An 11,712-nucleotide genomic window follows, 5' to 3' on the forward strand; every position below is an offset into this window, starting at 1 on the left:
CGCCTGTACGATGGCGCGTCGTGGCTGCGCCGATGGTAGACCCCGCACCGACCCCCGTTGCCGAACCCGTGGTGGCGCAGCCGTCGCGGCGGCTCCGCCGGCGGCCGGCCCGCGCCGACGTGCTGGCCGTCGCCGCATACGTCGCGCTCGGCGTCCTCGTCTGCCTGAACTACTGGGTGGACGTGCAGCACCGGGTGTCGTCGCACCTGCCCACCGACCACAGCTGGTTCGAGTGGCTCTTCTCGCACGGCGCGTACTCGGTGCGGCACCTGGAGAACCCGCTCTTCACCACCCGCCAGAACGCCCCGGACGGGGTGAACATGATGGCGAACACCTCGCTGCTCGGGGTGACGCTGCCGCTGGCGCCGCTGACCATGCTGCTCGGCCCGCAGGTCATGTACGCGCTCTACCTGGGCGCCGCGCTGGCGGCGACCGCCGGCACGTCGTACTGGATGCTCTCCCGGCACCTGGTGCGCTCGCGCGCGGCGGCCTTCGTCGGCGGCGCCTTCCTCGGCTTCGCACCCGGCATCGTGCACCACGCCAACGGCCAGCCGAACTTCGTCTCCAACTTCCTGCTGCCGCTGATCGTGGTGCGGGTGCTGCGGCTGGGCGAGCCGGGCCGCTGGCGGCGCGACGGCGTGCTGCTCGGCCTGCTGGTGGCGTACCAGATCTTCATCAACGAGGAGATGCTGCTGCTCACCGCGCTGGCCTGCCTGGTCGTCGTGGTGGCGTACGCCGTCATGCGACCGCGCGCGGCGTGGCGGCAGGCCGGCGCCTTCGCCGCCGCGCTCGGCGTCGGCGGCGGGTTGGCGCTGCTGCTCACCGCCTACCCGATCTGGTTCCAGTTCAACGGCCCGCAGTCCTACCGGGGGCTGCAGGGCGGGGTGTTCCACAACTGGGGCGAGGACCTCGCCGCGTTCGTCACCTTCGCCCGGGACACCGTCGCCGGTGACGAGGCGGTGGAGCAGACCATCGGGCTGACCGAGCAGAACACCTGGTTCGGCTGGCCGCTGGTGCTGCTGGCGGTGGTGGCGCTGGTGCTGCTGGTCCGCCGCTCGCTCGCCGCCCGGATCCTCGCCGTGCTGGTGGTGGTCTTCGCGGTGGCCTCGATCGGCCCCAAGGTGCGGCTCAACGGGGTGGAGACCGCGACCGACGGGCCCTGGGCCCACGTCCCCGACGACCTGCCGCTGGTCGAGATGATGATGCCGACCCGGTTGGCCCTGGTGGTGGTGGCCGCGGTCGGCGTGCTGCTCGCGCTGGCCTGGGACGCGGCGGCCGGCGCGGGCCGCCCGCCGGTGCCCGCGCAGCGCACCGCCGAGGCGGACGCCCCGCCCCGGCCGCGCCGCCGCTGGATCCGGCCGATCGGGTACGCCGCCATCGCGCTGGCCATGCTGCCGCTCTTCCCCCGCCCGCTGCCGGCGCAGCCGATCGACCCACCGCCGCACTTCATCACCGCCGGCGGCTGGCGCCCGTACGTGCCGGCCGGCCGGACCCTGGTGCCGGTGCCGATCCCGAGCAACGTGCACGGCCTGCCCACGCTGCGCTGGAGCGCGCTGACCCAGCACGCCTTCCCCGTTCCCGGCGGCTACTTCATCGGCCCGAACGAGCTGGGCGAGGGCGTCTTCGGCGCGCCGAACCGGCCCACCAGCACCCTGATCTACTCCACCATGGACAACGGAGCGGTGCCGGCGCTGAGTGAGGAGAACCGCCGCCAGGCGATCGAGGACCTGCGCTTCTGGAAGGCGTCGGTGGTGGTGCTGGGCGCGCACCCGCGCGAGGCGGTGCTGCGCGAGCTGATGACCGCGCTGCTCGGCCCGCCGCAGCGGGTCGACGACGTGTGGCTCTGGGACGTGCGGGCGCTGGTGCCCTGACGCCCGAGCGTGCTCCGGGCGCTCAGCGGGACGTCAGGGTCTGCTCGGCGTAGCCCCAGAGCCGGTCGGCGGCGGCCGGGTCCATGGCGTGGGCGGCCACCCCGCCGGTGGCCTCCGGACCGCCGACCACCACCTCCGCCTCCTGGTTGTCGTCGAAGTAGCGGCCGGTGACGCCCTCGAGCAGCGGCGACGCGGCCAGCAGCACCGAGGTCGCCGCGCCCTGGGCGGGCGTCTTGTAGTAGGGAAGATCGACCCGGTTACCCGCCTCGTCCAGCACCCCGAACGCCCGCAACGTGTCGTCGTCCATGTGGCGCTGCAGGTTGGTGTTGATGTAGCCGGGGTTGAGGGCGTTGGCGGTGATGCCGTCGGCGGCCCAGCGCCGAGCGATACCCGTGGCGAGCAGCACGTCTGCGGTTTTCGACCGACCGTACGCCGACCACGGGTCGTATGGCTGCCGCTCGAACTGCGGGTCGTCGAAGTCGAACGCCTCGCGCAGATGGGCTCCGGAGCTGACGATCACCACCCGGGCGGAGCCGGCGGCGCGCAGGTTGCCGCGCAGGCCGCGGGCGAGCGCGAAGTGACCGAGGTAGTTGGTGGCGAGCTGGAGTTCCCAGCCCTCGGCGGTGAGCTGGCGGGTCGGGATCGCCATGATCCCGGCGTTGGCGATCAGGGAGTGCAGCGGGCCGTCCCAGGCCGCTACGAAGGCGTCGACCGAGGCCAGGTCGGCCAGGTCGAGGGCGGCGGCCCGGACGCTGCCTGGGCCAGGGCCGGCGAACTCGGCCACCACGGCGTCGGCGCTGGCCGGGTTGCGGGTGGCCACCGTGACCTCCGCCCCTGCCCCGGCCAGGGCGCGCACGGTCTCCACGCCGATGCCGGAGGCGCCGCCGGTGACGATCATCCCGCGGCCGGCGAGGTCGACGCCGTCGAGGATCTCGGCCGCGTTGGTGCGGGCGGTGAACGGGGTGGTCAGGCGTGCGGTGGTTGTCATAGGGGCAACGCTAGGATCGTCAGCCCTGGACTGCCTATAGTCTGGAATCCGTCACTCTTTAGCGTGCGTCCAGGAGGTGCCGCGTGGACCCCTTGGAGGACGTGCTGGCGCTGCTCGCCCCGGCGAGTCAGGTGTCATCCGGTTTGTCCGCGGGTGGGCGATGGGCACTACGGTTCCCACCACCGGCCGGGGCCAAGTTCATCGCCGTCCTGCGTGGTCGCTGCTGGCTCCGGGTGGACGGCCTGCCCGCCGTCCGCCTGGCCGAGGGAGACTGCTTCCTGCTGACCCGGCCCCGGGTGTTCACCCTCGCCAGCGATCCGGACCTGCCGGCCGAGCCGGCGCAGCCCGTCTTCGCCGCGGCCGTCGACGGGGTGGCCCGCGCCGGCGACGGCGACGAGGTGCTCCTCATCGGCGGCGCCTTCTCCTTCGCCGACCGGGCCCGCGCCCTGCTGCTGGACAACCTGCCACCGGTCATCCACGTGCCCGCCGGCACACCGGAGGCCGCCGCCGTGCGCTGGGCCGTCGGCGAGATCGACACCGAGCTGCGGCGGAGGCCGGTGGGGGCAACCCTCGTCGCCGAGCACCTCGCCCTGGTCATGCTGATCCGGATCCTGCGCCTGCACCTCGCCCGCGACGGTGGTGGCCGCTCGGGCTGGCTGGCCGGCCTGGCCGATCCGGCGGTCGCCGCCGCGCTGCGGGCGATGCACGACAAGCCGGCCCACCCGTGGACCGTGGCGGAGCTGGCCCGGACCGCCGCCGTCTCGCGGTCCACGCTGGCGGCCCGGTTCAAGGAGGCGGTCGGCAAGGGCCCGCTGGAGTACCTCACCGAATGGCGGATCGAACTCGCCGCCGACCGGATCCGGCGCGGCGGCCAGACCCTGGCCAGCATCGCCCGGTCCGTCGGGTACGGCTCGGAGAGCGCGCTCAGCGTCGCCTTCAAACGCACCACCGGCCGCACGCCGCGCGCCTACCGCAGTCAGGTGGCAGGGCCGGGCTGAATCCCCGCCCGGGCGGGCCCCGTCGACGGCGCCGGCCGCAGGGCGCCAGCCATGGCCAGGCCGATGGGAGCCGCCGCGGGTCAGCCGACCAGCGGTCGGACGTCCCACACCCAGGCCCCGGCGACCTCCCGGCCGGGGCCGAGCAGCTGGTCAACCGTGCGACGCACCGGATCACCGTGGTGCAGTCCACCCTGGACGACCACGGCCGCCCGCCAGTGGCGCAGGTCGTCGACCGCCTGGCGCCGGTCGGCGTCGGTGACCACGGGCACCTCGCCGGTCTCGGCGACCCGGCGCAGCAGCACCGAGGTGGGCCGGTCCGGGGCGCCCCAGCGCGCGGCCGGGTCGTCGGCCGACCGGGGACCGATGAAGTAGCCGCCCGGCGAGTCGAAGGCCAGGCCGGTCCGGGCCGACCAGAACATCGCCGGGCTCACGCCCGCGCCGGTCACCGGCGGCACCGGCACCACGGTCCGGCCCGCCGGCACGTGTTCCCGCCAGCCGCCCTCCGCCACGAACGGCGGCACCGGCCAGGCCGGCACGGTCCGGATCGGTGTCGGGGTCAGCGGGAGCAGCGCGGCGGCCACCGCGCCGGTCCAGAGCAGCCGCACCGGCACCCCACCCGCGGCCGGCCCGGCGTCCGGGGCGGGGGCCGGCGCGAGCGACCGGACCCGGTCCACCGACAGGGCGAGCAGGATGCCCAGCACCGGGACGCAGACCAGCGGGAACCGGGCCGGCACCGCCAGGTCCAGCAGCGGCAGCCCGGCGACCAGCCGGTACGGCCCGGGCAGGCCGGTGTCCGTCCCGTCCACCCGGATCTGCTCGCCGAGCGAGAGCAGAGCGAACAGCACCCCGCAGACGGCCAGCGCCTTCACCAGCGGCCGGCGCCACAGCCAGACGGTGATCACCGCGGCCAGCACCAGCAGTCCGGGGCCGAAGAACGAGTTCTCCTCGGTCGGGTTCGGCGACAGCAGGCCGGGCAGGTAGTCGTCGCCGAGCACGGTCTGCCGGGCGGACGCGGTGAACGAGGCGGCGTCCAACTGGTAGCCGTACGCGTGGAAGGGCATCCCCCGGTAGTGGCCCGGGCCGAAGAACTGGAACCACAGCGGGTACGCCAGCAGCACCACCGCAACCGCCGCGCCGACCCCGAGCCGGCCGAACAGGGCGGGTGCCAGCCGGCGGGCCGCCGCCCGGTCGGCCAGCGCGTACGCGACCGCGAAGGCGCCGGCCGCCAGCGCCACGAAGACCAGCACCTCCTCGCCGAGGAAGACCTGGTAGGTGACGGTCAGACCGAGCAGCACGCCGGAGGGCCAGACCCGGCCGGGCGCCGGGCGGAACACCAGCGCGAGGATCACCGGCACCAGGAACTGCGCCGCCATGTGCAGGTGCGCCCCGGCCTGGGCCACCATGCCGGGGGCGAAGCCGCAGCAGAGCCCGCCGACGGCGGCGGCCACCCGGGAGTCGACCAGCCGGCGGCGCAGCAGTGCGTACCAGACGGTCGCGGTGCCGGCCAGGCAACAGACGACCGCGGTGAGGAAGGCCGCCTGCGAGCCGAGGAGCAGGGTGACCGGGGTCAGCGGCACGCCCAGGCCGAGCACCGAGGTGTTGGCCATCAGGTTCACCCCGTCCGGGGCGTTCAGCGCCGTGCTGTGCAGCGGGTTCTCCAGGTCGACCACCGCCCGGGCCGCGCGGGCCAGCATCCACTCGAAGAGGACCTGGTCGCCCGCCTGGTGGAACAGCCGGTCGCCACGGCCCCACTGCCCGCTGGTGAGCAGCACGGCCAGGCCGAGGTAGCCGGCCACCACCAGCAGGTCCGCTGGGCGGACCGGTAGCCGGCGGCGCCGGGTGGGCGGCGCGTCGGCGGGTGCGGTGGTGGTGCCGACCGCCATCAGGCCGGCTGGTCGGTCAGCGACCGGACGTCCCAGACCCAGACGTCCAGCTCACGACGGCCGGGCCCGACCAGCTGCTCGACGGTACGCCGCAGCGGCTCGGCGTGGTGCTGGCGCACCGGCAGCACCAGGATCGCCGCCCGCCAGTGCCGCAGCTCGTCCAGCGACCGGCGGCGCTGCCGGTCGTCCAGTTTGGGGGTACGACCGGTGGTCGCCACCTCCTCCAGCAACTCTCCGACGCCGCTGGGCCGCCCGCCGAACCGGCCCGGGTCGCCGGTGTTGCCGTTGCGCGGGGCGAGGAAGTAGCCGCCGGGAATCTTGAAGTCCAGGTTGGTCGCGGCCGCCCAGCGCATCCCGTGCGTGTTGCCCATGCTCGGCACCGGGATGGGCACCAGGGTCTGGTCCGGCCCGACGTAGCCGCGCCAGCGGTCCGCGGTGATGAAGTGCGGCACCGGCGGGCGGGAGGTCACCTTCAGCGGCATCGGCGCGATCGGCAGCAGCGCCAGCACCAGCCCGGCGACGGTGAGCGTCCGCACGGTCCGCCGGTCCAGCGGCAGGGACCGGGCCCGTTCGACGGCGAGCGCCAGCAGCACGCCGATCACCACGCTGGTGATCAGGCCGAACCGGGTGGGCACCACCGCGTCGAGCAGCGGCAGCCGGACCAGCCACTCCCACGGCCCGGTGAACAGCTCCCGGTCCCACCAGGACACCCGCTCGCCGAGGGAGAGCACGGCGAAGAACACCGCGGTCGCGGCGAGCGCCCGGACCAGCGGTTCGCGGCGCAGCCAGAGCACGATGCCGACGGCGAGCAGGGCCAGGCTCCAGCCGAAGAACGCGTTCTCCTCGGAGTAGTTCGGGGCCAGGTTGACGTTGGCCCGCTCGTTGCCGCCGATGGTGGGCGAGCCGGGGGCGAAGAAGGCGGCGATGTCGTTGCCGTAGTCGCGCACCGCGTCGCTCAGGCCGTGGTAGGCCATCGGCCCGCCGAACTGGATGTAGAGCGGGTACGCGAGCAGCGCCCCGGCGAGCACCGCGCAGACCGCCAGACCGGTCCCGAGCGGCCGCCACGCCGCCGACCAGAGCGCCGGCCGCTGGACCAGCACGGCGAGCAGGAAGACCCCGCAGGCCAGCGCGGTGAAGAGCAGGATCTCCTCGTTGATGAACGCCTGCGCGGTGACCATCAGGGCCAGCAGCACGCCGTCGCGGACCGGCCGGCGGGACCGGGTGAGCACCAGCACCCGCCACACGATGAACGGCAGCAGGAACTGGGAGATGATGTTCGGGTGCCAGCTGGCGTGCGAGAGCATCGCCGGCGAGAACCCGCAGAACCAGCCGCCGACGACCGCGGCCAGCGGGGTGCGTACGACGTGCCGGGAGAGCATCACGTACCAGGCGGCGGCGGTGCCGGCGAGGCCGAGGGTGACCAGCACCACGAAGGTCACCGCGGGGCCGAAGAGCAGCGTCACCGGCACCATCGGGATGCCCAGCGCCAGGACGGCGGTGTTCGCCATCAGGTTCACGCCGTCGGGATAGTTGAACTGCTCGGTGAAGAACGGGAACTCGCCGTGCAGCACCACCCGCACCGAGTGGGCGAGGAAGAACTGCACCTGGGCCGGGTCGCTGCTGTAGAGCGGGGCGACCCGGCCGGCCGGGTCCAGCCAGATCTGGCTGGTCACCCAGAGCGCGGTGAGCAGGAAGAGCCCGAAGACCGCGAGGTCGGTGCGCCGGCGACGCCACCACCGCGGCCGGGCGGCGGGTTCCGCGGCGGCGGAAGCGGCCGGACCGGTGTCGCGGGTGGCCGGACCGGTGGTGCCCTCGGCGGGCGCGGTGGCCGGCTCGGCGGTGGCGGTGTCGGTGACGGACGCGGCCGGGACCGGTTCGGCACGGGTGGTGGCGGGCGCGGCGGGGTCCGTGGTGGACGGGGGCGCGAGGGCGCCGAACCCGGCGTGGGTGACGCCGGCCGCGCCGTCCCGGGCGGAGTGGCCGTTCGCCGGGCCGTCGCCGGGGCTCGCCGGTTCGGACGCGGCGGCGGCGGATTCCGGCGAGGACTCGGCGCGGGTCTCGGCAGGCGTCACAGTCGGCGGAGTCTACCGGAGCGGGAAAATGTCCCCATAGCCACCGCGAGGTCCCTTGTGGTGGCTCGTGCCGGGACGGGGTCGCGGTGTTCGGAACGGGCGCGAGGTGCCGCGTCCGGGTGACCGGACATCTCGTACTATGGCGCTTTCACGACGGCAGACCGACCGAGGGGGCGTACAGGTGGCTCCAGTCCGCCGGCGCGGCATGACGGCCACCGCACTGCTGACCCTGCTGCTGACCGCCACCGCCTGCGGCCCGGTGGCCGAGCGGCAGCAGCCCCGGGAGCTGCGGGTGGGCTACGACAGCCGGGACGGTTCGCTCGCCGTCTGGCCACCGCGGGGCAACCTGGCCGGGGACGCCGCGGTGACCGCCGCGGTCACCGCGGCGGTCCGCGACTGGCGGTCGCCGGTCGACGACCGGGTGCACCTGCCCACCTCCGGCATCCTCTTCTCGGGCGAGGTCGACGGCGCGCCGCTGGCCCTGGTCGCCGCGGACGTGCCCGGCGAGAGCGCCTCCTGGTTGCTGCAACTCACCCGCGACGGCGACCGGTACGCGGTCACCCGGGCCACCGAGTACACCGACCCCGGCTACCTGGTCTACTCCGACGTGCTCCCGGTGCAGGCCACCGGCGGCCGGCGCTACCTGACCTCCGCCCGGGTGCACCGCCTGCTCGGCCCGAACGGCAAGGCGTTGACCAGCACCGAGGGCCTCACCGAGCCGGTCGACGTGCCGGCCTGCCAGGCGGTGGCGGTGACCGCCACGCTGCGGTCCACCGAGTCGCTGCCCCGGGGCCGGGCCGCCGACCGGCTGCTCGACCTGGGCACCGGCACCACCGACCCGCGCTACCCGCTGGTCCGCGACGAGAGCGGGTCGGGCAGACGCGCGCTGGCCGGCCTGGACACCTGCGCGCTCGCCGGCGAGCAGGGCCCGTTCGGCAGCATCCCCCGCCGGATCGGCGACCGGGACGCACCGCGCTCGGTGCCGTCGTCCTGGCCGATGGCGAAGCTCGCCGTCCGCACCCTCGGCGAGGTGGCGCTCGGCGGTGGCGAGCCGGCCGAACTGCAGCAGCTGAGCTGGGAGACCGCCACCGGCCCGATGACCGCGGTGGTCTACCGCCCGGCCGACGGCGGCCCGCCGGTGGTCTCCCCGGCCGACCAGGCCAGCCCGCTGCAGACGTACGTGCTGCCGGTGCCGGGGCAGCCGCTGGCGGTGCTGAGCTGGCGGGCGACCCGGGACAGCTCGCTGTCGGTGCCGCCGGGCACCCCCCGGCTGGTGGACCGGCCGGGGCTGGCGGTGGTGCCGAAGCCGGTGCGCAAGGAGACGTTCAGCCTGGCCGGGTCGGGCAAGACGCACTACCGCTCGGTCGGCGGTCGCTGACCCGCGCGCGTCCCGACCCGCCGGCCCGCGCGGAGGGCCGACCCGCCGGCCCGCCGTCGCGGGGAAACGTCAGGAACGCCGGCGGCGGGCGTCCCAGTGGTCCGGGGCCGCCCGCCGTCGGTGGTGCTCAGTTCTGCGCGGCCGCGTCGTCGGCGGTGAGCCGGACCGGCTCCACCGGCTCGACGTCCAGCTGGGAGATCCAGCCGGTGACGTCGCGGGCCACGTCCTGCGCGGTCAGCCCGAGGTCGGCCAGGATCTGCGCGCGGGTGCCGTGCGGGTGCCAGTCGGCCGGCACGCCGAGGTCGCGCAGCGGCACCCGGACGCCGGCGTCCCGCATCGCCTGGGCGAGCGCGTCGCCGACGCCACCGACCCGCACGCCGTCCTCGACGGTGACCACGAGGCGGTGCCCGGCGGCCAGCTCGACCAGCTCGGCCGGGATCGGGCGGACCCAGCGCGGGTCGACCACGGTGACCCCGTAGCCCTGCTCGGCGACCCGGGCGGCCACCTCCATGCCCAGCTGACCGAAGGCGCCGACCGCGACCAGCAGCACGTCGGTACGCGCCGCCTCGGCCAGCACGTCGACCGGCCCGACCCGCCGGAGGGCCGGCAGGTCGGCGGCCACCGTGCCGGTCGGGAAGCGCACCACGGTCGGGCCGTCGTCGACGGCCACCGCCTCGCGCAACTCCTCGCGGAGGGTGGCGGCGTCCCGGGGAGCGGCGATCCGCAGCCCGGGCACCACCCCGAAGACCGACATGTCCCAGATGCCGTAGTGGCTGGGGCCGTCCGGGCCGGTGATCCCGGCCCGGTCCAGCACGAAGGTGACCGGCAGCTTGTGCATCGCCACGTCCAGCAGGACCTGGTCGAAGGCCCGGTTGAGGAAGGTCGCGTAGACCGCCACCACCGGGTGCAACCCGCCCAGCGCCAGCCCCGCCGCCGAGGTGGCGGCGTGCTGCTCGGCGATGCCCACGTCGTAGGTGCGCTCCGGGTACTTGCGGGCCAGCGCGGCGATGCCGGTCGGCTCGGCCATCGCGGCGGTGATGCCGACCACGTCGGGGCGCCGGTCGGCGATCGCCACCAGCTCCTCGGCGAAGACGTGGGTCCACTTCACCGACGGGGCGGCGACCAGCTTGCCGGTCTCGATGTCGAAGGCGCCGCCGGGGCCGTGCAGGCAGTCCGCCTCGTCCTCCTCCGCCGGCCGGTAGCCGTAGCCCTTGCGGGTGACCGCGTGCACGATCACCGGGCCACCGAAGTTCTTCGCCGCGCGCAGCGACGACTCGACCGCCGCCACATCGTGCCCGTCCACCGGGCCGACGTACTTGATGCCGAGGTCCTCGAACATCGCCTGCGGGGCGACCGCGTCCTTGATGCCCTTCTTGACCGCGTGCAGCACCTCGTACATCGGCTTGCCGACCAGCGGGGTCGAGCCGAGCGCGTCCTTGACGGTGTCCAGCACCTTCTCGTAGCCGGGGTTGAGCCGCAGCGAGGAGAGGTGGTCGGCGAGGCCGCCGATGGTCGGCGAGTACGACCGGCCGTTGTCGTTGACCACGATCACCAGCGGGTTGCCGGCGGTGGCGATGTTGTTCAGCGCCTCCCAGCACATGCCGCCGGTCAGCGCGCCGTCGCCGACCACCGCCACCACGCTGCGCGACTCGCCGCGCAGCGCGTACGCCTTGGCCAGGCCGTCGGCGTAGGAGAGGGCGGTGGAGGCGTGCGAGTTCTCGATCAGGTCGTGCTCGCTCTCCGCCTGGCTGGGGTAGCCGGAGAGCCCGCCGCGCTGGCGCAGCCGGTCGAAGCCGGCCTGCCGGCCGGTCAGGATCTTGTGTACGTACGCCTGGTGCCCGGTGTCGAACAGGAGCCGGTCGCGCGGGGAGTCGAAGACCCGGTGCATAGCCAGGGTCAGCTCCACCACGCCGAGGTTGGGCCCGACGTGCCCACCGGTGCGGGAGACCTTCGCGATCAGGAAGTCGCGGATCTCGGCGGCGAGGACGTCCAGTTCCTCGGCGGACATCCGCTTGACGTCCTGCGGACCGCGGACGGTGGCCAGCAACCGGCCCTGGGTGGCCGGGTCCTCTTCAACACTCATGACCGGAGAGTCTATCGGCCGTCCGGTACCGCGCAGCCCGGGCCGAGGGCACCCCGGCCGGCCCGGCGGGCTGAGCGCCAGGTCAGGACCGGATCCGCAGTCGGCGCGGCGGGGCCGGCGGGACGGCGGCGCGGGGCCGGCCCGGCCGGGGTCCAGGAGCCCAGCACGGCGCCCCGGGTGGCCCCGGTCACCGAGGGCAGCGCGCCGGGCAGCCCGTGCCAGGAGAGCCAGCCCAGCAGCGCGAACGCGTACGCCTCCTTGGCCTGTGCCGGCACCCCCAGCTCGTCGGTGGTGCGCAGCCGCCACCGGCCGGCGCCGAGCACGGCCAGCCGGCGCCGCAGTGTGGGATTGCGCACCCCGCCGCCGGCCGCGACCACCTCGACCACCCGGCGCCGGTCGCACTCGGCGGCGTGTGCGTGGGTTGAAGCAGAGCAAAGGG

8 protein-coding genes are annotated in these 11,712 nt (G+C 74.9%); 3 read left to right on the plus strand and 5 right to left on the minus strand.

Features of this window, described 5'->3' with window-relative positions; all coding sequences use genetic code 11:
- Window positions 1-32 precede the first annotated feature (32 nt).
- Window positions 33-1,871, plus strand: coding sequence for a hypothetical protein (locus ACVCAH_RS08230; protein WP_447135608.1), 1,839 nt, complete (start codon window positions 33-35; stop codon window positions 1,869-1,871).
- Window positions 1,872-1,893: 22 nt separating this feature from the next.
- Here ACVCAH_RS08230 and ACVCAH_RS08235 read toward each other — a convergent pair whose 3' ends face one another.
- Window positions 1,894-2,859, minus strand: coding sequence for an SDR family NAD(P)-dependent oxidoreductase (locus ACVCAH_RS08235; protein WP_447135448.1), 966 nt, complete (start codon window positions 2,857-2,859; stop codon window positions 1,894-1,896).
- Between the two features lie 83 nt (window positions 2,860-2,942).
- Here ACVCAH_RS08235 and ACVCAH_RS08240 point away from each other — a divergent pair, with 83 nt between their 5' ends.
- The gene (locus ACVCAH_RS08240; RefSeq protein ID WP_447135449.1) at window positions 2,943-3,857 is read left to right on the plus strand and encodes an AraC family transcriptional regulator; all 915 of its coding nucleotides are present in this window, start codon (window positions 2,943-2,945) and stop codon (window positions 3,855-3,857) included.
- 80 nt (window positions 3,858-3,937) lie between these two features.
- Here ACVCAH_RS08240 and ACVCAH_RS08245 read toward each other — a convergent pair whose 3' ends face one another.
- Together ACVCAH_RS08245 and ACVCAH_RS08250 are read right to left on the minus strand one after the other, a co-directional pair.
- Window positions 3,938-5,740, minus strand: a complete 1,803-nt coding sequence (locus ACVCAH_RS08245; protein WP_447135450.1) for a hypothetical protein — start codon at window positions 5,738-5,740, stop codon at window positions 3,938-3,940.
- Window positions 5,740-7,812, minus strand: a complete 2,073-nt coding sequence (locus ACVCAH_RS08250; RefSeq protein ID WP_447135451.1) for a hypothetical protein — start codon at window positions 7,810-7,812, stop codon at window positions 5,740-5,742. Before ACVCAH_RS08250 ends, ACVCAH_RS08245 begins: the two co-directional genes overlap by 1 nt.
- A gap of 181 nt (window positions 7,813-7,993) precedes the next feature.
- Between ACVCAH_RS08250 and ACVCAH_RS08255 the strand changes: the two genes are divergently transcribed.
- Window positions 7,994-9,190, plus strand: coding sequence for a hypothetical protein (locus ACVCAH_RS08255; RefSeq protein ID WP_447135452.1), 1,197 nt, complete (start codon window positions 7,994-7,996; stop codon window positions 9,188-9,190).
- Between the two features lie 127 nt (window positions 9,191-9,317).
- Here ACVCAH_RS08255 and dxs read toward each other — a convergent pair whose 3' ends face one another.
- Together dxs and ACVCAH_RS08265 are read right to left on the minus strand one after the other, a co-directional pair.
- Window positions 9,318-11,273: a 1-deoxy-D-xylulose-5-phosphate synthase gene (gene dxs, locus ACVCAH_RS08260; RefSeq protein WP_447135453.1), complete on the minus strand. Its 1,956-nt coding sequence runs from the start codon at window positions 11,271-11,273 to the stop codon at window positions 9,318-9,320.
- An 11-nt stretch (window positions 11,274-11,284) separates the two neighbouring features.
- A complete protein-coding gene (locus ACVCAH_RS08265) occupies window positions 11,285-11,659 on the minus strand; it encodes an anhydro-N-acetylmuramic acid kinase (protein WP_447135454.1) in 375 nt (124 codons plus the stop codon).
- Window positions 11,660-11,712 lie beyond the last annotated feature (53 nt).

The organism is Micromonospora sp. LZ34, assembly GCF_052981855.1.